Genomic DNA, 25941 nt, shown 5'->3' on the forward strand with positions numbered 1-25941 from the left:
ATGTCGGGGGCACTGCGGGCATCAGGGAACAACCCCCGGGTCGGGTCAGGGGTGTCCCGGATGCGGGCACCCAGCGCGTGGGTCCACGATGGTTCCATGACAGAAGCTCCACCCAGACAACCGGACGCCCCGCCCCGGGCGCTGCGACGTAGCAGCGAGGGGCGCTTCCTCATGGGAGTCTGCGCCGGTCTCGGGCGGCACACCGGCATCGATCCCGTGGTGTTCCGTGTGGGCTTCGTCATGCTCCTGCTCGGCTCCGGCATCGGGCTGTTCCTCTACCTGGCGGCGTTCCTGCTGATGAAGGAGCCGAACGGCAAGCCGGGGATCATCGAGCAGTGGACGCGCCGCGACTTCGACGCCGAGGCCGTGATGGCGCTGCTGACGGCGGTGCTGGCCTTCGGGCTCGCGCTCAACCTGGCCACGGTCTGGCTCGACACCGGCACGCTGGTGGTGGGTGTCTTCCTGGCCGTCTCCCTGCTCGCCGCCCACTCGAGCGGAGTGGACCTGCTGGCGCTGGCCCGCTCGATGCCCGAACGCCTGAGCAGGAGGCGCAGTGCCTCCGTCGGCGCCCCTGTCCCTCCCAGCGCCCCTGCCGCTGAAGCGCCGCCGGTCAAGGGACCCGAGCCGGTCCGACGGACCGCCCAGGAGCCGCCGATCGAGGTGGACGAGGCCACCGCGCAAGCGCACGCCGCCGAAGCAAGGGCCGCCCAGACCAGTGCCGCCCAAGCAAGCGCCACCCAGGCAAGCGCCGCAGAAGCAAGCCCCGCCCAAGCAAGCGCCGCCGAGGCGAGCGCCACCCAAGCGAGGGCCGCCCAAGCAAGCGCCGCCCAAGCAAGCGCCGCCGAGGGAAGGGCCGCCGAAGCAAGGGCCGACAGCGAAGACGCCAAGGCGACGGCCCAGCATCCCGTCCCGCCGTACCGGCCGGAGCCCAAGACCCGCGTCGACTACACCCCGTACGGCGAGCCCTTCGCGCCGAACGGCCCCTTCCGCCCGCTCGACCCGGCCAAGCGGGCCGGCCACTCGCCGTACGACCCCGTCCTGTACGGCCGCCCGATCCCCAGAACGGAGCGGAAGCCGCGCCCGAGGTCGTTCATCGGCGCCATCACCATCCTGCTGACAATCATCATTGGAGGGATCGTCGTGGCGGTCCAAGCCAGGTCGGCCGCCGGAGTGAGCCCGACCATCGTCGGTGGCGCCATGCTCATCACGATCGGCGCGGGGCTGCTGGTCGCCGCCTGGTGGGGGCGTGGCGCCGGCCTGGTGGCCTGGGGGACCATGATCGCGCTCATCATGGGCCTGGGCCTGATGCTCGGCAGCGTGCCGCGGAACGTCGGCGAGTCGGAATGGGCCCCGACCAGCGTGGCGGAGGCGAGCACGCCGTACGACGTCGGCATCGGCGACGGCCGGCTGGACCTGTCGGACCTGGCGCTGGCCCCGGGGGCCACAGTGACGTTCAAGGCGTCGGTGACGATGGGCGAGCTGCAGGTGATCGTGCCGCCGACGGCGCGGGTGGAGGTGCACGCCACCAACAAGATCGGCGACATCACGCTCGACCATTCGGTCAAGAGCGGCGTGGACGTGCGCTGCGACAAGATCCTGGAGCCCGAGATCAAACCGGACGGCAAGGTCTCCACCATCGTGCTCAAGCTGAGGGGCGGCATCGGCGACGTGGAGGTGCGGCGTGCCGCGTGAGGTCGAGCGGGTCCGACGCCTCCACAGGACGGACTGGATGGCCCTGCTCAGCGGTGTGCTGTTCGTTGTTCTGGGCATCTTGATTGTGACAGGCGCGATCACGGATTGGCTGGTTCTGATCGGGGTCCTGGTGCTGGGATTGGCGTTCGCGGGGCTGGTGGCGATCATCGCCAGGGTGTTTCGCGGTAAGTAACCCTTGACCGGGATAAACACCGGCGTAGGTTCGGGTGTGTCCGCTGATCCCCTGCTCCTGAGGGAGGACGTATGCCCCGAATCACCGTCACCGTCGACGGGATCAAGTACGAGGAGGAAGTGGAGCCGCGGCTCCTTCTCGTCCATCTCCTACGAGAACGGCTGGGCAAGACCGGCACACCGGTCGGCTGCGACACCAGCAACTGCGGCGCCTGCACGGTCATGCTCGACGGCAAGAGCGTCAAGAGCTGCTCCGTGCTCGCCGTGCAGGCCGACGGCTGCGACGTCGTCACGATCGAGGGCCTGGGCGTGGACGGGTCGATGCACCCGATGCAGCGAGCCTTCCACGAAGAGCACGCTCTGCAGTGCGGCTACTGCACGCCCGGCATGGTCATGGCCGCGATAGACCTGCTCAGGGACAATCCCGAGCCGTCGGAGGAGGCGATCAGGCAGGGCCTGGAAGGCAATCTCTGCCGCTGCACCGGCTACTGCAACATCGTCAAGGCCGTACGCCGGGGCGCGCAGGAGATGGGTCAGGCGGTGAGCAAGCCATGACCATCCAGCAAGAGGTGGGCCGGCCGCGGAAGCGGAAAGAGGACACCAGGCTGCTGACGGGGCGCACCCAGTGGACGGACAACCTCTCCCGCCCCGGCATGCTGCACGTGACGTTCCTGCGCAGCCCGATGGCGCACGCCAGGATCACCAGGGTCGACGTGTCGGGGGCGCGCGATCTGCCCGGGGTCGTGGCCGCGTTCAGCGGGCAGGACTTCGCCGCCGAGCAGGGCAGCCTGCCGTGCGCGTGGCCGGTGAGCGAGGACATCGTCATCCCCGACCATCCGCCGATGGCGGTGTCCGAGGTCAGGTACGTCGGCGAGGCCGTGGCCTGCGTGATCGCGACCGACCGCTACCGCGCGGCCGACGCCCTGGAGGCGATCGACGTCGAGTACGAGCCGCTGCCCGCGGTCCTCGACATGCGCGAGGCGCTGACAGACGACAGCCCGAAGGTGCACGAGGCGGGCAACAAGGCGTTCAGCGTCAAGATCAACTCCGGTGACATCGAGGCCGCGTTCAGGGACGCTCCCGTCGTCATCGACCGCACGTACCGGCAGCAGCGGCTCATCCCCAGCGCGATGGAGCCGCGCGCGGTGCTGGCCGACACCGACGGCGAGGCGTTCACGATCTGGTCGTCCACGCAGATCCCGCACGTGCTGCGGGTCATGCTGGCGGTGGTGACCGGCATCCCCGAGCACAGGATCCGCGTGATCGCCCCCGACGTGGGCGGCGGGTTCGGCTCGAAGCTGCAGGTCACCGCGGAAGAGGTGCTCTGCCTGCTGCTCGCGCGCCGGCTCGGCAAACCGGTCAAGTGGACGGAGTCCCGCTCCGAGGGCAACCTGACCGTGCACCACGGCCGCGACCAGATCCAGCACATCCGGCTGGCCGCCGACGCAGACGGGCGCATCCGCGGGCTGCGGGTCGACCTGCTGGCCGACATGGGCGCGTACCTGATGCTGGTGACGCCGGGCATCCCGCTGCTCGGCGCGTCGATGTTCAACGCGATCTACAAGATGGACGCGTACGAGTTCGGCTGCACGGGCGTGTTCACCACCAAGATGCCCACGGACGCCTACCGGGGCGCGGGCCGTCCCGAGGCCACGTTCGGCATCGAGCGCGTGATGGACGAGCTGGCCGCCGAGCTGAAGCTGGACCCGGTGGAGGTGCGCAGGCGCAACTGGATCAAGCATGACGAGTTCCCGTACACCACGATCTCGGGCCTGACGTACGACTCGGGCAACTACGAGGCGGCCACGGACAAGGCGCTGGCGCTGTTCGGCTACGACAAGCTGCGCGCGGAGCAGGCCGACCGGCGCGACAGGGGCGATCCGGTGCAGCTCGGCATCGGGGTCAGCACGTACACGGAGATGTGCGGCCTGGCGCCGTCCAGGATGCTCGGCGAGTCCAACTACGGCGCGGGCGGCTGGGAGCACGGCTCGGTACGCATGTTGCCCACCGGCAAGGTCGAGGTCATCACCGGCACCTCGCCGCACGGGCAGGGGCACGTGACCTCGTGGAGCCAGATCGTGGCGGACGCGCTCGGCGTGCCGTTCGAGGACGTCACGGTGCTGCACGGCGACACGGCCATCGCCCACAAGGGCATGGACACATACGGCTCCCGCTCGCTGGTCGTCGGCGGCGTGGCCGTGCTCAAGGCGTGCGACAAGGTCAAGGAGAAGGCCCGCAAGCTGGCCGCGCACGTGCTGGAGTGCTCGCCCGACGACCTGGAGTTCCAGTCAGGGGCGTTCAAGGTGCGGGGCACGGACCAGCAGAAGACCATCCAGGAGCTGGCCTACGCCGCGTTCACGGCGCACGACCTGCCGGAGGGCGTGGAGGCGCGGCTCGACTCCGACGCCACGTTCGACCCGGAGAACTACTCCTTCCCGCACGGCACCCACCTGTGCGCGGTGGAGGTGGACACCGAGACGGGCATGGTCAAGATCCGCTCGTACGTGGCGGTGGACGACGTCGGCAAGGTCGTCAACCCGCTGATCGTCGAGGGCCAGGTGCACGGCGGCATCGCGCAGGGCATCGCGCAGGCGCTGTTCGAGGAGGCCGTCTACGACGCCGAGGGCAACCTGCTGACCACCACGCTGGCCGACTACCTGCTGCCGTCGGCGGCGGACCTGCCGACGTTCAGCCTCGACAGGACCGAGTCCCCGGCGACCAGCAACCCCTTGGGCGTCAAGGGTGTGGGCGAGGCGGGCACCATCGCCTCGACGCCGGCCGTCGTGAACGCCATCGTGGACGCCCTGCGCCCGCACGGCATCCACGACGTCGAGATGCCGTGCACGCCCGAACGCGTCTGGAGAGCCATGGAGGAACGGGCGCAGGAAGGAGTGCGGCGATGATTCCCGCGCAGTTCGACTACGTTCGTCCGGATTCGCTGGACGAGGCCTGCCGGGCGCTCGCCTCTGACGAGGACGCCAAGGTGCTGGCGGGCGGGCAGTCGCTGCTGCCGCTGCTGCGGTTGCGGCTGGCCTACCCGTCGACGCTGGTCGACGTGGGCCGGCTGGCCGAGCTGAAGGGCGTGCACGACCGCGGCGACCACGTCTTCATCGGCGCGATGGCCACCCACGACGAGGTCGTGCACTCCGGCGTCGTGCGGGCCGACTGCCCGCTGGTGGCGGTGGCCGCCGCCACGGTGGCGGATCCGGCGATCAGGCACCGGGGCACGTTCGGCGGCTCGCTGGCCCACGCGGACCCGGCAGGTGACCTGCCCGCCGTGGTGCTGGCGCTGGACGGCGTGTTCGTGGCCAGGTCGGAGCGGGGCGAGCGGGAGATCCCGGCCGCCGAGTTCTTCGTCGACTACCTGGAGTCGGCGCTGGACGCCGGCGAGATCCTGGTCGGGGTGAAGATCCCGAAGCTGGGCGCGGGCTGGGGCTTCCACTACGAGAAGTTCCACAGGACCGCGCAGTCCTGGGCCATCGTCGGCGTGGCCGCGGCCGTCAAGCGCTCCAACGGGTCGATCGCCGAGGCCAGGATCGGGCTGACGAACATGGGCCCGACGCCGCTGCGCGCCCGCGCCGCGGAGACCGCGCTGGAGGGCATGGAGCTGGGCGACCAGGTGCGCCAGGCGTGCGAGGAGGCGGCCGCGGGCGCCTCGCCCCCGGCGGACCTGCACGCCCAGCCCGACTACCGCCGGCACCTGGCCAAGGTCCTGACCCACCGCGCGGTACGCACGGCAGCCGGCGCACCCTGAGCCGGTAAGAGGGGGCGCCTCTTCCGGGGCGCCCCCGTCCAGACGTAGTGTCGCAACCACCGGGAAGGAGCGTATCGATGGCGATGCGGTTCGAGCACGAGTTCACTGTTCCAGTCCCGATCGAGCAGGCGTGGGCCGTGCTGCTCGATGTCGAACGGGTCGCGCCGTGCCTGCCGGGGGCGACGCTGGACATTTTCGAGGGCGACGAGTTCACCGGCAGGATGAAGGTCAAGGTCGGCCCGATCGTGGTGACCTACAAGGGTTCGGCCAGATTCGAGGACGTGGACAAGGACGCCTACTCGCTCACCATCCAGGCGTCGGGCAAGGAGGCCAGGGGCTCCGGCACGGCCTCGGCCACGGTCAGGGCGCGGCTGAAGCCGAGCGACGGTGCCACGACGGTGACCGTGGAGACGACGTTCAACGTGACCGGGCGGCCGGCCCAGTTCGGGCGCGGCGTGATGGCCGAGGTCGGCGGCAAGCTCATCGACAAGTTCGCCGCCAACCTGGCCGAGCTGCTCTCCGAGTCCACGGTCGAGCCCGTCCCGGCACCCGCCTCTGTGGCGAGCCACGAGGAGGAGCGGCATCTGAGTGCGGTGCCGCCGGTCCCCGAGCCGGAGGCGCGGCCCGCGGGGACGATACGCACCTCGCGCACGCCCGAGGAGGAGGCACTCGACCTGCTGGAGATCGCGGGTCAGCCGTTGCTGAAGCGCCTGGCGCCCGTCGCGGGCGCACTCGCGGCCCTGGTTGTCATCGCTTGGGTGATTCGTCGGCTTATGCGCTGATTTTCCAGCAAACACTCCATCAAGTCCGGACACTTCCCCCAGTCCGGGGGAAGTGCCATTCCCGCAGGTGATTGGACCAGCGGGGGGTTGGGATGCCGGACTGCACCGTTGTCGTGATCTCCTACAACGACGCGGCCCGCTTGCCCAGGGCAGTGCGTTCCGTGCTCGGCCAGTCGCTGCGCGACCTGGAGGTGCTCGTCGTCGACGACGCCAGCACGGACGGCACGCCGGAGGTGGCCGCCCGGCTCATGGAGCGCGATCGCCGGGTGCGCTACCTGCGCAGGCCGGTCAACAGCGGGGGCTGCGGCGCGCCGAGGAACTACGGGATCGACGCCGCGGACTCGCCGTACGTGATGTTCCTCGACAGCGATGACGAGCTGCCCAGGCACGCGTGCAAGAGCCTGCTCACCGAGATCGAGCGGACCGGGGCCGACTTCGTGTCGGGGCAGATCTCGCGGCTGTTCGAGCCGAGCGGGCGGCTGAAGCCGTACTATCCCTCGCTCTTCGCCAGGCGGCGGGTGGTGGCGGGAATCCGCCGGGAGCCGGAGCTCTTCCTCGACTGCTTCAGCACGAACAAGCTCTACGACGTACGCCTTCTGCGGGACCGTCTCGTGCGCTTCCCCGAGAACGTCCTCTACGAGGACCATGTCTTCGCGGCCGAGCTGTACGCCGTCTCGCGCAGGTTCGCGATCGTGCCGTGGGTGGTCTACCACTGGCACCGGGCACCGGCGAACGACTCGATCTCGCAGCGCGTCGGCGACCTGGACAACGTGCGGCAGCGGGTCGTCGCGGCCCGGCTGAGCGACGACGTCCTGCGGGCGCGCGGAGCCGGGGACCTGGTGCCGCACCGGCAGCGCCGGTTCCTCCGGCAGGACCTGCGGGTCTATCTCAACCCGCTGCCCGCGCGGGATCTGGTGTGGGTCAAGGAGTTCGCCTCGGTCGTGCGGCCGTACCTGGAGGAGATCCCCGGCTGGGTGCTGGACGGGATGGAGCCGCTGGACCGGGTCTGCTGCCAGCTCATCCTCGACGACCGGACCGAGGAGCTGCGGGTGGCCGCGGCCTCGCTCAACGGGGCGCGGTCCGCGCCGCGGGCGGCGGTGCAGCTCGACGGGCGCACGTACTGGGGGACGTCGGTCTCGCCCGGCATGGACATCACGAAGCTGCACCTGGCCGAGCTGCCCTTCTCCGAGTCCAGGCTGCGGCACGAGGTGTCGGAGATCTGCTCGGACATCCCCTCCTCCGGCGGCGAGCGGGTGCGGATGGTCGTGCGTACGTACGACCCGTTCGGGGCGCTGCCGCTGGACTGGACGGCGTTCCTCCAGCTCGGAACCGAAAAAATCCCGATAAAGCCGGAGCCGTCAGGCGAAGGCGGGTACGTCAGCGAGGTCACCTTCACCCCCACGGGCAAGTGCGCGCCGCGCATCGGCTTCACCAGGACCTCCGACGGGCACACCACGACGGACCGCCTCATCGCCGATCCGCGCACCGAGCCCATCGAGCTGCCCGGCTGCACGGTGACGGTCGAGGGGTACGCCGCGTACCTGTGCGTGCGGCCCTGCGCCCGGCCGTTCCTGTGGCGGGCGGGGCGGGCGCTGGTCAGGCGGCTCAACACGCCGCAGAACAAGCTGCGTGCGTACAAGCTGCTCATCAAGGTGCTGCCGCCGCGGCGGAACCTCGCGCTGTTCGAGTCGGACGTCGGCAAGGGCTGCGACGGCAGCCCGCGGGCCATCTACGAGGAGCTGCGCCGGCGCGAGCTGCCGATCGACGTGGTCTGGTCGGTGGCCAGAGGGCGCAAGAACTTCCCGCCCGGCGCCCGGCTCGTGCGCAGGGGCAGCTGGGCCTACATCTGGACGATGGCCAGGGCCGGGATCTGGGTGGACAGCCACGGCTTCCCGCTGGACTACCCGAAGCCGCGTGGCACCCGCTACCTGCAGACCTGGCACGGGCAGGGCATCAAGTCGATCGGGTTCGACGCGCCCGACCTGCGCACCGACTTCGACCAGCCGCGCGCGCAATGGCGGGCCGCGGTCGCGCGGTGGGACGCGCTGGTCTCGCCGAGCGCGGAGTTCTCGCGGCTGTTCCTGCCCGCCAACGGGTACACGGGCAAGGTCTACCGGTACGGGACGCCGCGCTGCGACGCGCTGGTCAGGGGTGAGGCGGCCGGAGACGTGCGGGAGCGGCTGGAGATCCCGCGCGGGCGGAAGATCCTGCTCTACGCGCCCACGTACCGGGACCGGGCGAAGGGCGGCGGCAGGTCCGTACGGGTCGATCTGGAGCTGCTGGCCGCCGAGCTGGCCGGCGAATGGGTGGTGGTGCTGCGTACGCATCCGGTCGAGCGCTACGACCCGCCCGAGCACCTCAAGCACTTCGTACGGGACGCCGGGTCCTACCCCGAGATCAACGACCTGATGCTGGCCTCGGACGCGCTGCTGACCGACTACTCATCGCTGATGTGCGACTACGCGATCACCGGCAAACCGATGGTGTTCTTCGTCGACGACTGGGACGACTACCGGCTGTCGGAGCGCGGCGTCTACCACGACCTGCCCGCCATCGCGCCCGGGCCGTGCGTCACGACCACCGAGGAGCTGGTGGCCGTGATCAGGCGGCTGCCCGAGGCCCACGCGGCCTTCGCCGGGCGGTACGCGGCCTTCCGCGCCCTGTGGTGCGCCGACGAGCGCGGCGACGCGTCCGCGCGCATCGTGGCGGACTTCTTCCCATGAGTGTCGTGTTCGCCTGCCTGGACGCCGACACCTTGGGCGGCGTCCAGCAGGTGACGCACACGCTGGCCCAGGGCCTGGCCGGACGCGGGCACGAGGTGCACGTGATCGGGCTGGAACGCTCGCGCTCACCGTTCCGGTACGTGGACCGGCCGCTGTACCGCCGGCATGTGATCGGGCCGGGGTGGCGGCTGAGGCGGCTGCTCGGCGCGATCGAGCCCGGCTACGCCGTCATGACCTCGCCGTCCGTGGTGGCCCGGCTGTCGGAGCTGCTGCCTGCGGCGTTCCGGCCGATCGGGCAGTACCACGGCTCGTACGAGCACGCCCTCGGCTGCCGGCACCTCGCCTCGATCAGGCGCCACTACCTCCACCTCGACCAGGCGGTCTTCCTCAGCGAGGACGACGCCCGGCTGTTCGCCGAGCACGCGCTGCTGCCCAACACCTGGACGCTGCCGAACCCCCTGCCCCACTGGCCGCAGCGGCTCTCCTCGCTCGCCGCGCCCCGCGTGCTCGGCGTGGGCCGCCTGGAGGGGGTCAAGCGGTTCGACCGGCTGATCAGCGCGTTCGCCCGCTCGGGCGTGCCGCCGCCGTGGCAGCTGCACCTGATCGGCGACGGCGGCGAGCTGGACCGGCTGCGCGCGCACGCGCACAGGGAGGGCGTCGGCGATCGGGTGGTCTTCAGGGGGCCGGTGCCGGCGGCGCGGATGCCCGCCGAATATCTGGACGCCTCCGTCTTGGGCCTGACCAGCGAGCACGAGGGCCTGCCCATCGTGCTGCTGGAGTCGGCCGCGCACGGGGTGCCGTCGGTGGCGTTCGACGTGTCTGGCGGCGTGCGCCGCGCGGGGCCCGTGCTGGTCCCGCCGGGAGACGTGGACGCGTTCGCCGCCGTGCTGGGCGAGCTGGCCGGTTCCCCCGATGAGCGGCGGCGGCTGGGGGCCGACGCGCGCGCACGGGCCGAGGCGTTCCGCCTCGACCACGTGCTGGATGGCTGGGAGCGGCTCTTCGCCCACATCGAGCGCTAGACGGGCCCCTAGACCGGCCCTAGACCGGCCCCCTAGACCGGCTCGGTCAGCTCCGGGTGCTGCTGGGGCAGGCCCGCCAGGGCACGCTGGCCCGAGGTGAGCATCGCGGCCACGGGGCTGGGCTCGCGCAGGCGGTTGAGCCGGTCGCGCATGTGCTTGCGCATGCGGCTGGCCCTGCGCTTCTGCATCGTCTTGTGACAGGCCGTCACGTGCTCCTTGGCCGGCTTGGGAGCGCCGGTGAGCTCGTACCCCATGGACTCCAGGCGGTCGCCGAGCAGGTGCTCGGCCACCGCGATCTCCCAGTCGTCCAGCCGCTTGGCCCAGCTCCCGACCCGGCTGCGGGTGACCTCGCCGTGGGTGTTGCTGTGCCAGACCTTGTGCTGCGGCACCGCCACGCTGGCCGCCTCGCGCGGCGAGATCATCGCCGGCGAGAACTCCTCGTCCAGGAAGTGGCAGAGCTTCTTCAGCTCGGTCGCCGGGTCGTCGGTGAGGTCCTCGTAACGCAGCTCGTAGTACGTGTCATCGCTCAGCGTGCGCCTGAGGCGGCCGCCCGCGTCGATGGCCTCGGCCCAGGTGGAGATGGCGTGGAAGGAGTCGAGCGTGTACCAGGGCATCTCCTTCAGCGAGGCCACGCAGTCGCGGCCGTCCCTGATGAGGTGGATGAACTGGGCGTCGGGGAAGAGCCTGAGCAGCAGGTCCACCTGCTTGACGTAGCTCGGCCGCTTGTCCCCCCAGCGGACCTTCTCGAACCGGTCGGCGTACATGCGGAAGGCCGTACCGAACACCGATCCCAGCGAGCCGGGCCCCTCGACGACCTGCCTGATGAACTCGTCCTTGTCGATCTTGAGCTCGCGGAACTTCGTGCTGCGGTCGGTCGCGATCCACTGCGCCAGGGCGCGACGGCGGGAGACGGTCCGCAGATCGCCCCACGTGCGGCGCCGGTAATAGGCGGGAATGAGGAAGCGCGTCTCCGGAGGCACCGCCATGCGGGGGTGCGAGTGGAGCATGAGCTGGAGCATCGTGGTGCCGGACCGCGGACATCCGATGACGAAGACTGGCCGGTCGGACATTTCGTTGTAACCCCCGAAAAACTTAGACGAGAACCTGCTCTCGGCTCTCCTGAGAGGACGCGACGCCGTGCCTGCGTGTGAAGCGCCACATCCGGTAGACAAGGAAGATCTCGTTGACCAGCAGCAGCACGCCGGCCAGCGCGGCGAGCGGGATCAGCGCCCATGCCCCCGCAAGGGGCGCGACCACGAACACCGCCGCGTGAAACTCGATGCCGCTGATCAGGTGCGAGCGGACCCTGTGCCGGGCCAGGAACCTGTTGAGCCGCCTGGGGAAGCTGCGCGGTCGCCGCGTCCTTTCGGTGAGCGGCACCCGCTCCAGGGGCTCGATGAAATCCTCGTCGGGCTCCCGCTCCCCCCGCTCCTCCCTGACGGCCTCGCGTACCCGCTTCATCTGCGGCGCGTTGACGTACCTGAACAGGTCCAGCACGGCCACCGCCGCCCCGAGCAGGATGTAGCGCACATCCGACGTGAGGGCGTACTGCCCGTATGCCAGCCCCCCGGCACACAGGACCACCCTGATCCGGTCCCCCACGTAGTCGAGCCAGAGGCCGAACGGCGTGCCCGTGCCCTTGAGCCGGGCGATTTTGCCGTCCACGCAGTCGATCATGAAGCTCAGATAAAAGATGACCGCGCCCGCTATGAGGTAGTTCGTCGCGAAACAGGCGGCCGACACCGCGCCGAGGACCAGCGAGAACACGGTGAGGCCGTTGGGCGTCAGCCGGGTGTGGTTGGCGACGGGGAGAGCGGCCCGGCAGGCGACCGGATCCACGAAATAGACGGTCCACCAGGAGTCTCTCCGCTTGCGTGTCTCGTAGACGTCATCGAGCGAATAGGTCCTCATGGACTCCAGCATGACGACGCGACGCGCCCGAGCGATTACTCTCTGGAACTACTGGGGCATGTCCATGCCGCTTCTTGACCAAGCCGGCACGGACAGCCGCCACGCCGAGTTCGCGTCGCCGTCCCTGGCCCAGCCCTTGAGCACGAGGCCGCGGGTCTCACCGCGCACCTGCAGCCGCCAGCTCGGCCCGCCGCCTTCCAGCCGTTCGGGGTCGATGACCGCGGACATGCCGTAGCGGCCCGCGCGGCGCACCTCCAGCGGCACGCGGCGGCGGCCGTCGCTGAGCCACAGGTTGACCTTGCTCACCTTGCGGTCGACCCGGTGGATCGCGACCTGGCCGCGCAGCTGGTATCGGCCGCCCGTCCAGGTGCACTCCTCGACCCTGGCGACCAGCTTGAGCTCGTCGCGGGCGTCGAACACCTCGTCGGGGATGCCGAGCCGGCGGCGTTTGCGGAAGAAGGGGTAGTCGCCGTACCAGCTGGTGTTGCGCCGCCCGCGCGGCACGATGCGGGTGCCGTCCTCGCAGGCGCGCCGGAACTCGCGCACCTTGCACAGCTCGGCCACCATGCCGCGTCTGAGCAGGTGCAGCTCCAGGCGGCGCAGCGACGGCGCGGTGGCCAGCGCCTTCGGGCTCAGCGCGGCCAGCCACGCGTCGGCCAGCTCCAGCAGCGAGCCGCTCTCCTCGCCCGCCTCCAGCGCCTGGAACAGGAAGACGATGTCCTTCTCCAGCACCAGCGCGTCGAAGCCGTCGAGCAGTTCGGGCGCCCGCTCGTCGAAGAAGGCGCGGACCGCGCGGATCGCCGTCAGCCGCTCGTACAGGTTGGGCAGCTCGGCGCGGCGCTGCGTGATCGAGGTCTCCCCCGCGTCGCGCTTGCGCCAGTGGTAGACCACGTCGCCGATCATGTCCACGCTGGTGGCCAGGACGTGCGCCTGCATGGCGACGGGCACGTCCTCGTAGATGCCCGCGGCGAACGCCAGGCCGCTGCGCTCCCAGAAGTCGCGCCGGTAGACCTTGTTCCAGACCGTGCGGTCCCTGATGAGCACCTGCTTGTCGGTGATGTGGGTGCACAGCTGGGGCCGCCTGAACGCCTTCTCGTGCAGGATCGACTCCTCCAGCACGCCGTCCACGAGCCGCCCCACCGCGCCGCACGCGAGGTCCGAGCCGGTCTCCGCGAGCGTGCCGACGAGCCGCCGGTACGCCTCGGGCGGCACGACGTCGTCACTGTCGGCGAAGGCCAGGTACGTGCCCCGAGCCTGCCGGATCCCCGCGTTGCGGGCCGGTCCTGGCCCCAGGTTCCGCTGGCCGAGGAGGACGAAGCGGTCGTCACTCGCGGCGAAGTCCTCGGCGACGCGCCGGCTGCCGTCGGAGGAGCCGTCGTCCACGAGGACGACCTCGATGTCATCCAGCGTCTGCGCGGCCAGCGACTTCAGGCACTCCGTGATGTACGGCTCCACGTTGTAGACCGGGACGACCACGCTGAGCAGGGGGATCATTCCGAATTGCTCCTTGGCTCTCGGGACGGCTACAGGGGCAGCATGCCCCGGCCGCCCCGCGGATTCCGCAGCCCTGATCAGCTCTTTACCGGACGCGTAATCCGCTACGTTGGGCAATGAGGTGAGCACGATCAGTAGGGGGAGCGGTGCTGAGAAGCGTCCGGGACGACGATCTGCCGGTCATGCGCCGATGGCGCAACCATCCACGCGTGCGGGCGGCCAGCTTCACCACGCATGAGATCTCCGAGGACGAGCACGCCCGCTGGTGGGAGGCCACCCGCGCCGACACGCGCAAGCAGGTGCTGATCTACGAGCACGAGGAGAGCGCCGCGGGCGTGGTGACCTACTCGGGCCTGTCGTCCGAGAGCGCCACCTGGGGCTTCTACCTGGACCTGAACGGGCTGGAGCAGTCGGGGGCGCTGCTGCGGGCGTGGATCGGCCTGGAGCAGGCGGCCATCGAGTACGCCTTCGGGCCGCTCGGGCTGACGACGCTGCGCGGCGAGGTGCTGGCCTGCAATGAGCCGGTCAGGCAGTTGCACAGGCGGTTCGGGTTCGTGGAGGTCGGCGCCTACCTGCGGGACGTCGACGGCGTGCCGCGAGACGTCGTGACCATCCGGCTCAGGAAGGAGCACACATGATCTCCATCGCGGGGCGGGCGATCGGCGCCGATCATCCGCCGTTCGTCGTCGCCGAGCTGTCCGGCAACCACAACGGGAGCCTGGAGCGGGCGCTGGCCATCGTGGACGCGGTGGCGGCGAGCGGGGCGCACGCGCTGAAGCTGCAGACATACCGGCCCGACACGCTGACCATCGACTGCGACGGGCCCGCGTTCCGCGTGGGCGAGGGGCACGAGCTGTGGGGCGGCGAGACCCTCTACCGGCTCTTCGAGCGCGCCCACACGCCCTGGGAGTGGCACGAGCCGATCTTCGAGCGGGCGCGCGAGCACGGGCTCATCGTGTTCTCCTCGCCCTTCGACCCCACGGCCGTCGATTTCCTGGAGAAGCTGGGCGTGCCGGCGTACAAGATCGCTTCTTCGGAGATCGTGGACCTGCCGCTGATCCGGCTCGCGGCCGCCACCGGGAAGCCGCTCGTCATCTCCACGGGGATGGCCTCGATCGGCGAGATCCACGCCGCGCTGGCCGCCGCCCGCGAGGCGGGCTGCACCGAGCTCGCCGTGCTCTCCTGCACGGCCTCCTACCCCGCCGCGCCCGCCGAGAGCAACCTGCGGTCGCTGCCGCTGCTGTCGGCGCTCACGGGCGAGGTGGTCGGGGTCTCCGACCACACGCCGGGCATCGGGGTGCCGCTGGCAGCGGTGGCGCTGGGGGCGTGCCTGATCGAGAAGCACGTCACCTGGTCCCGCGCCGAGGGCGGGGTCGACGCGGCCTTCTCGCTGGAGCCCGCCGAGCTGGCGGCGCTCGTGGTGGAGAGCGGGCGGGCGTGGCAGTCGCTGGGGGGCGTGGCCATCGGGCCGCGGCCGTCCGAGCGGGAGGGGCTGCGGTTCCGCCGGTCGCTGTACGTGGTGCGGGACGTGCGCGCGGGCGAGGCCGTGACCCCGGAGAACGTACGCTCGATCCGGCCCGCTGGCGGCCTGCCTCCCGACGCGGCCGGAGAGGTGATGGGGCGGCGCTTCACCCGCGATGTCGCGTTCGGCACGCCGCTCAGCTGGGATCTGATCTGAGGAGGGCGTCCGCGACGCGTTCCCTGCCCCTGCCGTCCACCAGACCCCTGCCCCGCCGCCCGTGCTCCTCGCGGGCGGCGGGGTCGGCGAGCAGGCGGGCCAGCACGCCGACGGCCCGGGCGTCGGCCGTGCGCCCGAGCCCGGCAGCGACACCTCGGCCCACGAGCTCCTCATAGCCGATGAGCTGGTTGCCGGCCACCCAGCTCAGGGCGGTGGGGACGCCGAGGTAGAGCAGCTCCCAGATGGCCGACCCGGCCGCGGTGACCACGAGGTCGGCCTCGGCCATGAGGTCCGGCAGCCGGTCGGTCGGCGGGATCACGGTGATCGGCCCGTCCGCCTCGAACGGCACCGGGCTGACGACCGTGGCCTCGAACGCCGCCCCGGTCGCCCGCAGGGCCTCTGCCCAGGCGGGGGCCACGCCCGCGCTGTCGGTGCCGCCGAAGAAGCACAGCACGCGCGGCACCGGCCCGGCGCGGCGCGCCCGCCTGCGCCGCCGCACGCTGTCCCGCAGGAGCACGTAACGGGCCCCGGCCAGGCGGCGGGCGGGCCGGGGGAAGGGGCGGCGCTCGGCGCCCAGGTTCTGGTCGAGATAGAGATCGGCCTCCTGGCCCAGCGGGTCGCCGTCCACGATCGCCAGCACGGCCAGACCCGCTCCCCTGAGCGCCGCGCCCGTGCCGTCCGGCAGCTCGTACGAGTCGAGGACCACGGCGTCCAGCCGGAGCTCGCGGGCCAGCGCCGCCAGACGTGCCGGCTGCCCTGGAGCGGGCACCAGCGGCAGGCCGCGCTCCCGGAGCTGGGCCCGCGCCCAGTCGGAGCCGCTCACCTCGCCGAGGAACACCACCGGCACGCCCCGCGCGCACAGCTCCTCGGCCAGCGCCACGCATCGCACCAGATGGCCGACGCCGCTCCTGACGCCGGCGTCGCACCGGAAGCCGACCCCGCTCACGCGTCCTGGAGGGCCTTCTGCCGTACGTGGGCGTTGAGCCCGCACACCTCCGGCCGCGCACGCAGCCACCCCACCACCCTGTCGAACGGCAGGCACCGGTCGCCCAGCGCGTCCACCACCCGGGAGATGAGCCGCCAGTCGTCCTCCGTGTCGAGCGTGACCCGCAGGTCGTCGGCGACCGGCTGGTATGCCAGCCCGAGCAGCCGCAGGTCACCAGGATGCGAGTAGACGTAGGAGGTCACGTGCGTGCGGTGGAACCCGGTGGCCTCGGCGTCGGCCCGCTCGAGCGCGCCCCTGCTCACGATCTCGACGTCGAGCCCGCGCGGCAGCGTACGCGCCAGACTCGTGCTCAGATAGCCGAGCCCGCGCACGGCGCGGAACACCAGCGCCGCCTCCCTGATCACGGCGGGATCCAGCAGCGGGCAGTCCGCCGTGAACCTCATCACCGCGTCCCCGCGCCGCCCTGCCAGCGCCTCAATGAACCTCGTCAGCACGTCGTCCACGGGCCCCCGGTGCCACGCCACGCCGAGCCGGCGGCACTCGGCCACCACCGCGTCGTTGGCCTCCTCGGTCGTGGTGGCCACCACGAGATCGTCGAGCACGCCGGCCTCGCGGGCGGCGCGGACCACCCACCCCAGCACCGACCTGCCGCCCAGCTCCCGCAGCACCTTGCCCGGCAGGCGGGTCGAGCCCATGCGTGCCTGAACAACCCCGACAATACGCACCGAAGCCCCATTCCCCCGTGTGGCTCTGCGTGGTCAATCGATCGCGCTATGCTACCGCCTGCTCAAACGACTACAGCGTGTAAACGCGATTTCAGGGGGGCACGTGAGCATTCTCAGTGGTTCGTCGATTCTGATCACCGGAGGCACGGGATCCTTCGGCAAGGCGTTCATCCGCCACGCCCTCGACTCGCTGGGAGTGCGCCGCCTGGTGGTCTTCTCCCGCGACGAGCTCAAGCAGTACGAGCTCAGGCAGCTCTTCGGCGACGACGACCGCCTGCGCTGGTTCATCGGCGACGTCAGGGACCGCGACCGGCTGACCCGCGCCATGCACGGCGTCGACCACGTGGTCCACGCGGCGGCGCTCAAGCAGGTCGACACTGCCGAGTACAACCCGTTCGAGTACGTCCGCACCAACGTCGCCGGATCCCAGAACGTCGTCGAGGCCGCCATCGACTGCGGCGTGCGCAAGGTGGTCGCGCTCTCCACCGACAAGGCCTCCAGCCCGATCAACCTGTACGGGGCCACGAAGCTGGTCGCGGACAAGCTCTTCGTCTCGGCCAACCACTACGCCGCCGCACACGAGACCCGCTTCTCCGTCGTCCGCTACGGCAACGTGGTCGGCAGCAGGGGCTCGGTGGTGCCGTTCTTCCTGCGCCTGGCCGAGCAGGGCACCAGCCTGCCGATCACCGACAAGCGCATGACCAGGTTCTGGATCACACTCGACCACGCCGTCAGGTTCGTGGTCGACTCGTTCGACCTGATGCGGGGCGGCGAGCTCTACGTGCCGCGCATCCCCAGCATGCGCATCACCGACCTGGCCGAGGCGCTGGCGCCCGACAGCACGATCTACGAGATCGGCATCCGGCCGGGCGAGAAGCTGCACGAGGAGATGATCGCGCCCGACGACGGCCGCCGGACGCTGCGCCTGCCCGACCGGTACATCGTCCAGCCCACGATCGCCACCTGGGGCTACACGCCGCCGGGCGGAGAGGTGCTGCCGGAGGGGTTCACCTACCGCTCCGACACCAACGACCAGTGGCTCTCGGTGGACGACCTGCGTGCCATGGCGGCCGGCTGATGCTCCCCTACGGGCGGCAGTCGATCGCCGAGTCCGACGTCGAGGCGGTCGCCGAGGTGCTGCGCGGCGACTGGCTGACCACCGGGCCCGCCGTCGGCCGGTTCGAGGCGGAGCTCGCCCGCTGGACGGGCGGTGTGCCGTGCGTGTCCGTCACGTCGGGGACGGCCGCGCTGCACGTCGCGTACGTGGCGGCCGGGGTGCGGGCGGGCGACGAGGTGGTCACCTCGCCGCTGACGTTCGTGGCCACGGCGGCCACGGCCGCGCTGCTGGGCGCGCGGGTGCTCTTCGCCGACGTGCAGCCCGACACGGGCAACCTCGACCCCGACGCGGTCGCCGCGCTGGTCGGCCGGCGGACGCGGGCGGTCACGGCCGTGGACTACGCGGGCCACCCCGCCGACTACGACGAGCTGCGCACGGCCGCTGACCGGGCCGGGGCGGTGCTGGTGGCCGACGCGGCGCATTCGATCGGGGCCGCGTACAAGGACCGGCCCGTGGGCGCGGTCGCCGACCTGACCACGTTCTCCTTCTTCCCGACCAAGACCGTGACCACCGCCGAGGGCGGCGCGGTCGCGGCGGCCGATCCCGCGCTGCTGCTGCGGGCCGCCCGCTTCATGAACCACGGCCTGGTCAGGGACCCGGCCTGCCAGCGCGAGCCGGACGTGGGCGGGTGGCATCAGGAGGTGCACGAGTTCGGGCTCAACTACCGGCTGCCCGACGTGCTGTGCGCGCTCGGGCTCAGCCAGCTCGGGCGTCTGCAGGCCTTCCGCGAGCGGCGGTCGGAGCTGGTCGCGCGCTACAACACGCTGCTGCGCGACGTGCCGGGGCTGACGCTGCCGGCCCAGCGCGCGTACGTGCGGCCGAGCTGGCACCTCTACCCGGTCAGGGTCCGCGACGGCCGGCGGCGCGAGGTCTACGACCGCATGCGGGCCGCCGGCATCGGCGTGCAGGTCAACTACCTGCCGGCGTACTGGCACCCGGTGTTCGAGGACCTCGGCTACCGGCGGGGGCTCTGCCCGCGGGCCGAGGCCTACTACGCCGAGCAGCTGTCGCTGCCGCTGTTCCCCGATCTGACCGACGCCCAGCAGGACCGGGTCGTGGAGACGCTCACGGGCATCCTGACCTGACTAGCGCTCGGCCAGCAGCAGGCAGCCGTCCTCACCCCGGTCGACGAGGAAGCGCCGGTCCGCGACGGTCGCGACCGGCCGCTCCCTGGTCCGTACGAGCGGCCGGATGGGTTTGCCCTGGTCGATGACGACCTCCCACCACGACTCGTGGCCGACGCTCTCGTCGATGTCGGCCAGCGGCACCCGCGCCTGGAAGTCCTGGCCCGCCAGCGTCACCGGGAAGTACATCTCCTCGCCGTCGCTCCTGCGCCGCAGCCTGACCACCGGCTCCCCGTCGCCCAAGTCGGACAGCTCACCCGAGAACACCAGGTCGCCGTCGTCCACCCGGCACTCGCCGATGATCGCCTGCGCCGTGCGAAGACGCAGGCCCCAGGCGCCCCTGGGGCTGCGTACCGGCACCAGCCACACGCCCTTGCTGAGCCGCGGCGCGGGGATCAGGGGCGGCAACCAGCGCGGTCCCGCGACCCGGCCGTCGAGCCGCAGCCCGTGGCCCCTGAGCCGCACGCACAGGTCCCAGCGGCCACGCCTGGCCAGCTGCGCGGGCGTCAGTGCGGCCGGGTCGAACGCGAACCTGAACGGGAACGCGTGCTCCGGCAGCGCGCCGCCCTCCTCCTGCGCGACGCTCTCCCAGGTGGGCGCGCTCTCCTCGTCGGAGAGCAGCACGCTCTCGCCGGTCCTGCGCTCCTCCAGCCAGACCCTGACCCGCATCCGGCGCAGCTCTCCCACATCGAACCTGCCCAACCCCACGCGGCCCGCCCCGTGGAGCACGCCGTCGCGCCAGTCGAGGCTCACCAGCCTGGCGACCAGGGCCAGCTCGCCGGAGACCTCCGAGAGGTGCTCCGGCATCGACGGGTGCCTGCCGTACCAGCGCCTGCGCAGCAGCCCTGCCGAGCCCACCCGGGGCTGCAGCTGCCCGCAGCGGTCCTGGGCGAAGACGTACGCCAGCTCGGCCAGGCGGCGCCGGTGCAGCAGGTGAGCCTGGAGGCGCAGCCCGTACGGGATGCTCTGCCAGGCCTCGCGCGACACGCCGTCGAGGTAGCGGACGGCCAGGTCCACCAGGGAGGGGTCCGCCGCCGCGCCCAGGGTGGCCATGGCCTCCACGGCGACGGACATGTCGATGTCCAGCGTGTCGCGGTCGAAGTCGGTCTTGAGGTCCGGCGCCCCGCGGCTCAACATGGCCGCGGTCTCGAGCACGGACAGGAGGCGGTCGCGCAGGTTGTCCGGCTCCAGGCAGCGCTGGGTGATCGAGGTGCCCTCCTCGTCGCGTTGCCGCCAGTGGTAGACGATCGCGGCCAGCACGTCCACCTTCTCCGCCCCCACGTGGGCCGCCACGGCGACCGGCTGGTCCTCGTACATGCGCTCGGGGAAGCTCAGGCCGAGGCGCTCCCAGAAGGAGCGGCGGTAGACCTTGTTCCACAACATGCGGTCGCGGATCAGCAGCGGGTGGCGGGTGATGTGGGTGCCTTTGATCGGCCTGGCGAACGCCTCCCTGTGGGCCCACGACGGCATGAGCAGGTTGCGGTAGAGCCGCATGACGTTTCCGCAGGCCAGGTCGGAGCCCGTGGTTTCGAGCGAGGACACCATGCGCTTGAACGCGTCGCGCGGCACGGTGTCGTCGCCGTCCACGAAGGCGAGGTAGCGGCCGGTCGCCCGGCGCACCCCGACGTTGCGGGCGCGGCCCACGCCCTGGTTGTCCTGCCTGATGAGGCTGATCCGGCGGTCATCGGCAAGCCTGGACTCGACGACCGCCGGGCCGCCGTCGACGCTGCCGTCGTCGACGCAGATGACCTCCAGGTCGTCCAGCGTCTGGGCGGCGATGGAGTCCAGGCAGGGTCCGATGTACCTCTCGACGTTGTAGAACGGGACGATCACCGAAAGAACCGGCACACGCTTTCCTCTTTCTGGGTGGTTATCCGTTTCTCTGTGGCTATCCGGACAGCAGGCGGATGACCCGGCGGGCGACCTTGCGGGGGCGGGCCAGGCGGCGGGAGAGGCGGTATCCGAGCGTCTTGCGGTAGGCGGACGCCTTGCGCTGGCTCCTGCGCAGCTTGGCCTTCGCCCGCACCAGCTCGCGCTCCCGGTAGGAGAGCTTGGTCTCCAGGCGCGAGATCCGGGCCAGGGCCGCGGTCAGCTGGTCGGCCAGGCGGTCGCGGGCCCCGAGCAGGTCCCGGTACGTGGGCACGTGCTCGTCGGCGGGGCAGCCCAGCTCGGCGTCCAGCTTGCGGGCACGATCGAGGTCGCCCTGGTCGCACGGACGGTCGGCCATGCCGCACAGGGTCAGCGTGAGCTGGTCGGCCTCCAGGGGCCACGGCCACGGGTGGTGATGGCCGGCGGCCAGCAGCCGCACCGCGAACCGCCACAGGATCCTGCACAGGACGACTCTCGGCTCGGGCGGCGTGGACGGGCCCGCCGTGGGGCTGATGGCCGCGAAGCGCTCGCCGTCGTAGACCAGGCTGTCGGTCGCGGCCGACACGTCGCCGCCCGCCTCCAGCCATTCGGCCAGCTCTTGCAGCAGCTCGCGCACGGTCTTGACGTCCTCGCGGGCGCACGCCTCGACGAGGATCTCCTCCACGACCCGGCCCGCCGGGATCGGGCGCTCGTCGCCGTCCGGGAGGCGTTTGGCGCCGACGGGAGTGAGCTCGTACAGCGCGGCCCCCTCCTCGACGAGCCCGAGCGGCAGCTCCGCGCCAGCGGCTTCGCTGTCATGTGGCGGGCTTGTCGCCACCGCCAGCCACAGTGGCGCCAGCTCCTCCCCCAGGCGGTGCCGGAACACCAGGCGGGTCAGCCGGAGCGGGTCGGCCACCAGCATGCGGTCGCCGCCCCGCGCGCTCAGCGGGAACGTGAGCGCGTCCGGGAGGTCGGCGGCCAGCGCCTCGCGGGACAGCAGCGCCCGGGGCGCCTGCCTGACCGGATAGGCCGCGTAGCACCGCCGCACACTCAGCCCCGCCGACTCCAGCCCCCTGTCGAGGGCCGCGGGACCGCCGGGGTAGGTCGGGTCGAAGCCGTGCGGCGCCCACTGGTCGTCGCCGCCCTCGCGGTCCGCGGGCCTGGCCTCCATGAACCGGTCGACGCCCAGGTCGTTGCGCACGCCGAGCACCAGCCGCCCCCCGGGCGCGATCAGCCCGGCCAGCGCCCCGAGCGACTCGCGCCAGGCCGCCGCGGGCGCCTCAGCGGAGTGCGTGCGCAGCAGCCCGTCCAGCGCCAGCACCAGGTCGTACGGCTCCTCCGCGTCGAACACCTCCAGCCGCCCGCAGTAGACCGCCAGCCCCGGATGCCGTTCCCCGAGAGCGCAGGCGTCCGGGTAGGAGCGCAGCAGCACGGCGGCCGACGGGGCCCGCGAGACCACCTCGTCCACCAGTCCCTGTGGATGCGGCCCGGCCAGCAGCACCCGGCCGCTCGCCGGGATGAGCCGTCTGATCAGCTCGAACGCCGCGCCCCGCCAGTCCGTGATGCCGCCCATGTTGGACAGGTCGGACCACAGCAGCATCTCCCCACCGATCAGCCGGACGTTCTCGGGCGCCTCATGCGTGCTCATACAGACCGCACTCGCTTCCATCCGAACATTCGCAGTAGCTCCTCAGGTGTCGCCTGATAGTCAAATCCCAGCTCGCGCCGCGCCACCTCCGCCGCCAGCTCACGGTCGACGTGTGTGCCGTGCAGCTCGGGCCAGAGCCGCATGCGGCGCGCCGTCCCGCCGTACTCGGGACGTTCGTCCTCGAACTGCATCGGATCCCCGTACACGGCCACCTCGCACCCCACCGAGGCGCCGTAGAACAGCGCGCTGCCGAGCCGGTTGGAGGCCACCCTGCGGTGGCGCCGCAACTGGACCAGCTGCTTGCGCAGGAAGTCGCGGCCCTTTCCCTCCCAGCGGGAGCCACGCTCGCCATGGCAGATGACCCGGAACCCCCTCGATTCGTACGCCCGCCGAATGTCCGGATTCGCGAATTCCAGCCAATAAAGGCAGACCGTGACCCGGCCGGTCTCGACATTTCGGATCTCGTCGGCCAAGCGGGAGTGGTCGCCGCTGACGGAATGCTTTTCCCAGCCATGAAAGGGATACCAGATCGTACCCTTGCGCTCGGGTACCACGCCCAGTTCAGGCTCCAGGTGAAGCAGGTAAATCCAGGGCGCGCCGATGAGGTAGTGTCCTCTGCGGCCCATGGACCAGCCGCGGCGGCGCAGCACGTCAGACCAGATGAAACGGGGATATCCGGGGCTGCACCAGTGGTCGTTGGGCGGAAATCCGTGGAGATAGTTCCAGCCGTGCTGGAGGAATCCTTGGATGCGTTTCGGCGACTCCTCCGGCAGGCCGCAGTATCTGCTGAGTATGCGTGAGTGCCCGTACCAGTGATTGGATTCGTCCATCATTCCCCCCGTACGGTGGACCGCGTCCCGTCCGACATTCCCAGCCCGCAACGGGCGCCACCCGCCGTTATACGGTTCCATTACTGGAGACGGGGTCTTGGTTTTTCCTCACTGCCCAGATGCCGCTACACTGTGTCGCGGCTTGAGGACAGAGAGTGAGTGATCATGAGTCATCTCGACCGGCTGCGGGCCGTCTTCCGCAGCGCGCTCAACCTTCCTGCCGACGCCGGCGTCGACGGGCTCGAATACCGCGCCATCCCCCAGTGGGACTCGCTGGCCCACATGGCATTGATCGCCGCGATGGAGGACGAGTTCTCCATCATGATCGACACTGACGAGATGATCGACATGAGCTCGTTCGCCAAGGCGGCCGAGCTGCTGGAGAAGCATGGCATCGGCGCCGCCGTCTGAGGCCAGGGTCGTCCTCGTCACGGGCTCCACGACGGGCATCGGCCGGGCCGTCGCGGCCACGCTGGCCGCGACCGGCCATGCCGTCGTGCTCCACGGGCGCGACGAGGAGCGGGCCGCGAAGGCCGCCGCCGAGCTCGCGGAGGAGACCGGCGCGCTCACCGACTCGGTCGCCTGCGACGTGGCCGACTCCGGGGCCGTGTCGGCCGTGATGCGGCAGATCTACCAGCGGCACGGCCGTCTCGACGCCCTCGTGATCAACGCCGGGGTCCACGCCGGCGGGCCGCTCGGCATGACCCGCCACGACACGGTCGATCGGCTCTTCCAGGTCAACGCCGTGGGCGCGACGTACACGCTGCAGTCCTCGCTGAGGCTTCTGCGCCGCGGCATCTCTCCCGCCGTGGTGCTGGTCTCCTCGGTGATGGGCCGCATGGGCGGCGCGGGCCAGGCGGTCTACTCCGCCACCAAGGCGTCCATGATCGGCCTCACCCTGGCCGCGGCCAAGGAGCTGGGTCCCACCGGGGTCAGGGTCAACGCCGTGGCCCCCGGCTACATCAAGACCGACATGCTCGCCACGCTCGACGACGACGCCCGCACTGCCACCGTCGCGGCGACCCCGCTCAGGCGGCTCGGCACGCCCGCCGACGTCGCCGGCGCCGTCGCGTTCCTGCTCTCGCCGGCCGCCGCGTTCATAACCGGCCAGGTCATCGGCGTGGACGGGGGGTTGGTGCTGTGATCTTCCCGCATCCACAGGCCCGCCTCGCCGTCGCGGGAGGGCCGACGAGCCTCGGCGGCGACGAGCTGCTGCACCACGTCGACCGCACCGCGGAGGCCCTGGCCCGATTGCGGCCCGGGCCGCTGTTCTGCGGCATGCGCAACAACCTCACCTCGGTCCTGCGCTATCTCGCCGCGTGGCGGTCGGGCCGGCCGGTCGCGCTGCTCGATCCCGACCTGTCGCCGGGGGCGCTGGCCGAGCTGGTGGGGCGGTTCAGGCCCACGGCGCTGCTCGGGTTCACGCACGCGGCCGACGGCTCGCCGCCGCCGCGCGGGGACGCGCCGGACCCGCATCCCGATCTGGCCGTGCTCCTCGCCACCTCCGGCTCGACGGGCAACCCCAAGCTCGTACGCCTGTCGCGCCAAGCTGTGCTGGCCAACGCCGCCGCCATCGCCACGGCGCTGTCCATCACCCCCGACGAGATCGCGCCCACCAGCCTGCCGCTGCACTACAGCTACGGGCTGTCGGTGCTCAACAGCCATCTGGCGGCGGGGGCGACCGTGATGCTGACGGAGGCGGGGCTGCTCGAGCGGTCGTTCTGGACACATCTCGACGAGCACCGGTGCACGTCGCTGGCCGCCGTTCCCTACCAGTACGAGATGCTGCGCCGGCTTCGTTACGAGCGCTCGGAGCACCCGACGCTGGCCACGCTCACCCAGGCCGGGGGGCGGCTCAGCCCGGAGCTGGTCACGGAGTTCGCGGCCAAGGCCGATCGGTTCTTCGTGATGTACGGGCAGACGGAGGCCACCGCCCGCATCACCGTCCTGCCACCCGACCAGCTGGCCGACAAGCCGGGCTCCGCCGGGCCGGCCATCCCCGGGGGGCGGCTGACCGTCGACGAGGGCGAGATCGTCTACCACGGGCCCAACGTCATGATGGGCTACGCGGAGACGGCCGCCGACCTCGCCAGGGGTGACGACCTGGGCGGCGTCCTGCGCACGGGCGACCTGGGGCGGCTCGACTCCGACGGGTTCCTCTACCTCACCGGGCGGCTGAGGCGGATCGCCAAGGTCTTCGGCGTGCGGGTCAACCTCGACGACGTCGAGCACCTGCTGCGCGGCTCGTTCCCGGTGGCGGCCACCGGCGGCGACGACCGGGTGACCGTGTGGGCCGAGGGCCTCGGCCCGGCCGCCTGCGCGGGCCTGGCGCGGCAGCTGGGGGCCGAGCTGCGGGTGCATTGGAGCGGGTTCGACGTGCGCGGCATCGACAGCCTGCCCCTGCTGCCCACCGGCAAGGTCGACTACCGGGACCTGGAGTCGCGCACATGACGGCCGA

General features: G+C 71.4%; 23 protein-coding genes. 15 read left to right on the forward strand and 8 right to left on the reverse strand.

All coding sequences use genetic code 11. The annotated features are described in order from the left end of the window. Positions 1-96 precede the first annotated feature (96 nt). The 8 genes from ACIBVN_RS26555 to ACIBVN_RS26590 all read left to right on the forward strand — a co-directional run bounded on the left by ACIBVN_RS26555 (position 97) and on the right by ACIBVN_RS26590 (position 10162). Positions 97-1692 carry a PspC domain-containing protein gene (locus tag ACIBVN_RS26555; protein ID WP_397140739.1) on the forward strand — a complete coding sequence of 532 codons (1596 nt, stop codon included), beginning with the start codon at positions 97-99 and terminating at the stop codon, positions 1690-1692. 37 nt (positions 1693-1729) lie between these two features. Next, a complete protein-coding gene (locus ACIBVN_RS26560; RefSeq protein WP_397140741.1) occupies positions 1730-1885 on the forward strand; it encodes a hypothetical protein in 156 nt (51 codons plus the stop codon). A 71-nt stretch (positions 1886-1956) separates the two neighbouring features. After that, entirely contained in the window at positions 1957-2439 is a 483-nt protein-coding gene (locus tag ACIBVN_RS26565) for a (2Fe-2S)-binding protein (RefSeq protein ID WP_397140743.1), read from the forward strand. Further along, on the forward strand, positions 2436-4787 hold the full coding sequence (locus ACIBVN_RS26570) for a xanthine dehydrogenase family protein molybdopterin-binding subunit (protein WP_397140745.1): 2352 nt from the start codon (positions 2436-2438) through the stop codon (positions 4785-4787). Before ACIBVN_RS26565 ends, ACIBVN_RS26570 begins: the two co-directional genes overlap by 4 nt. Next, on the forward strand, positions 4784-5638 hold the full coding sequence (locus ACIBVN_RS26575) for an FAD binding domain-containing protein (RefSeq protein ID WP_397140747.1): 855 nt from the start codon (positions 4784-4786) through the stop codon (positions 5636-5638). Before ACIBVN_RS26570 ends, ACIBVN_RS26575 begins: the two co-directional genes overlap by 4 nt. Positions 5639-5715: 77 nt before the next feature. Continuing rightward, entirely contained in the window at positions 5716-6420 is a 705-nt protein-coding gene (locus tag ACIBVN_RS26580) for an SRPBCC family protein (RefSeq protein ID WP_397140749.1), read from the forward strand. Between the two features lie 92 nt (positions 6421-6512). Continuing rightward, positions 6513-9143, forward strand: a complete 2631-nt coding sequence (locus ACIBVN_RS26585; RefSeq protein WP_397140751.1) for a CDP-glycerol:glycerophosphate glycerophosphotransferase — start codon at positions 6513-6515, stop codon at positions 9141-9143. Further along, positions 9140-10162 carry a glycosyltransferase gene (locus ACIBVN_RS26590; protein WP_397140753.1) on the forward strand — a complete coding sequence of 341 codons (1023 nt, stop codon included), beginning with the start codon at positions 9140-9142 and terminating at the stop codon, positions 10160-10162. Before ACIBVN_RS26585 ends, ACIBVN_RS26590 begins: the two co-directional genes overlap by 4 nt. 32 nt (positions 10163-10194) lie before the next feature. On the opposite strand, the gene ACIBVN_RS26595 is transcribed toward ACIBVN_RS26590, so the two are convergent. Genes ACIBVN_RS26595 through ACIBVN_RS26605 form a run of 3 tightly spaced genes read right to left on the reverse strand, consistent with a single transcriptional unit; the run spans position 10195 to position 13567 of the window. Beyond that, positions 10195-11232 (reverse strand): sulfotransferase family protein, encoded by a 1038-nt coding sequence (locus ACIBVN_RS26595; protein ID WP_397140755.1) that lies wholly within the window; start codon positions 11230-11232, stop codon positions 10195-10197. A 22-nt stretch (positions 11233-11254) separates the two neighbouring features. Beyond that, entirely contained in the window at positions 11255-12073 is an 819-nt protein-coding gene (locus ACIBVN_RS26600) for a CDP-alcohol phosphatidyltransferase family protein (RefSeq protein WP_397140757.1), read from the reverse strand. Positions 12074-12121: 48 nt separating this feature from the next. Beyond that, the gene (locus tag ACIBVN_RS26605) at positions 12122-13567 is read right to left on the reverse strand and encodes a glycosyltransferase family 2 protein (protein WP_397140759.1); all 1446 of its coding nucleotides are present in this window, start codon (positions 13565-13567) and stop codon (positions 12122-12124) included. A 146-nt stretch (positions 13568-13713) separates the two neighbouring features. Here ACIBVN_RS26605 and ACIBVN_RS26610 point away from each other — a divergent pair, with 146 nt between their 5' ends. Next, positions 13714-14205 (forward strand): GNAT family N-acetyltransferase, encoded by a 492-nt coding sequence (locus tag ACIBVN_RS26610; protein WP_397140761.1) that lies wholly within the window; start codon positions 13714-13716, stop codon positions 14203-14205. Further along, a complete protein-coding gene (gene pseI, locus ACIBVN_RS26615; protein WP_397140763.1) occupies positions 14202-15245 on the forward strand; it encodes a pseudaminic acid synthase in 1044 nt (347 codons plus the stop codon). Before ACIBVN_RS26610 ends, pseI begins: the two co-directional genes overlap by 4 nt. Here the strand turns inward: pseI and ACIBVN_RS26620 are convergent. Continuing rightward, positions 15226-16191: a PseG/SpsG family protein gene (locus ACIBVN_RS26620; protein ID WP_397140765.1), complete on the reverse strand. Its 966-nt coding sequence runs from the start codon at positions 16189-16191 to the stop codon at positions 15226-15228. The genes pseI and ACIBVN_RS26620 overlap by 20 nt on opposite strands. Next, on the reverse strand, positions 16188-16916 hold the full coding sequence (locus ACIBVN_RS26625) for a cytidylyltransferase domain-containing protein (RefSeq protein WP_397140767.1): 729 nt from the start codon (positions 16914-16916) through the stop codon (positions 16188-16190). The genes ACIBVN_RS26620 and ACIBVN_RS26625 overlap by 4 nt, the downstream gene beginning before the upstream one ends. Before the next feature lie 103 nt (positions 16917-17019). Here ACIBVN_RS26625 and pseB point away from each other — a divergent pair, with 103 nt between their 5' ends. Together pseB and ACIBVN_RS26635 are read left to right on the forward strand one after the other, a co-directional pair. Next, positions 17020-17994 carry a UDP-N-acetylglucosamine 4,6-dehydratase (inverting) gene (pseB, locus tag ACIBVN_RS26630; RefSeq protein WP_397140769.1) on the forward strand — a complete coding sequence of 325 codons (975 nt, stop codon included), beginning with the start codon at positions 17020-17022 and terminating at the stop codon, positions 17992-17994. Continuing rightward, entirely contained in the window at positions 17994-19118 is a 1125-nt protein-coding gene (locus ACIBVN_RS26635; RefSeq protein WP_397140770.1) for a DegT/DnrJ/EryC1/StrS family aminotransferase, read from the forward strand. The genes pseB and ACIBVN_RS26635 overlap by 1 nt, the downstream gene beginning before the upstream one ends. Here ACIBVN_RS26635 and ACIBVN_RS26640 read toward each other — a convergent pair whose 3' ends face one another. From ACIBVN_RS26640 to ACIBVN_RS26650, 3 genes are read right to left on the reverse strand one after another with little or no spacing between them, the layout of a single operon-like run. Then, positions 19119-21005, reverse strand: coding sequence for a glycosyltransferase family 2 protein (locus ACIBVN_RS26640; protein WP_397140772.1), 1887 nt, complete (start codon positions 21003-21005; stop codon positions 19119-19121). Between the two features lie 40 nt (positions 21006-21045). After that, positions 21046-22653, reverse strand: coding sequence for a hypothetical protein (locus tag ACIBVN_RS26645; RefSeq protein ID WP_397140774.1), 1608 nt, complete (start codon positions 22651-22653; stop codon positions 21046-21048). Then, on the reverse strand, positions 22650-23486 hold the full coding sequence (locus ACIBVN_RS26650; RefSeq protein WP_397140776.1) for a hypothetical protein: 837 nt from the start codon (positions 23484-23486) through the stop codon (positions 22650-22652). Before ACIBVN_RS26650 ends, ACIBVN_RS26645 begins: the two co-directional genes overlap by 4 nt. A 162-nt stretch (positions 23487-23648) precedes the next feature. On the opposite strand from ACIBVN_RS26650, the gene ACIBVN_RS26655 reads away from it, so the two are divergent. Genes ACIBVN_RS26655 through ACIBVN_RS26665 form a run of 3 tightly spaced genes read left to right on the forward strand, consistent with a single transcriptional unit; the run spans position 23649 to position 25934 of the window. Beyond that, complete coding sequence (locus tag ACIBVN_RS26655; protein ID WP_397140778.1) at positions 23649-23894, forward strand: acyl carrier protein; 246 nt, start codon at positions 23649-23651, stop codon at positions 23892-23894. Beyond that, positions 23872-24627, forward strand: a complete 756-nt coding sequence (locus tag ACIBVN_RS26660) for an SDR family NAD(P)-dependent oxidoreductase (protein ID WP_397140780.1) — start codon at positions 23872-23874, stop codon at positions 24625-24627. The genes ACIBVN_RS26655 and ACIBVN_RS26660 overlap by 23 nt, the downstream gene beginning before the upstream one ends. After that, positions 24624-25934 (forward strand): AMP-binding protein, encoded by a 1311-nt coding sequence (locus tag ACIBVN_RS26665; protein ID WP_397140782.1) that lies wholly within the window; start codon positions 24624-24626, stop codon positions 25932-25934. Before ACIBVN_RS26660 ends, ACIBVN_RS26665 begins: the two co-directional genes overlap by 4 nt. The last annotated feature ends 7 nt before the right edge of the window (positions 25935-25941 follow it).

The sequence above is a fragment of the Nonomuraea sp. NPDC049400 genome (assembly GCF_044466425.1).
Lineage (GTDB): Bacteria > Actinomycetota > Actinomycetes > Streptosporangiales > Streptosporangiaceae > Nonomuraea.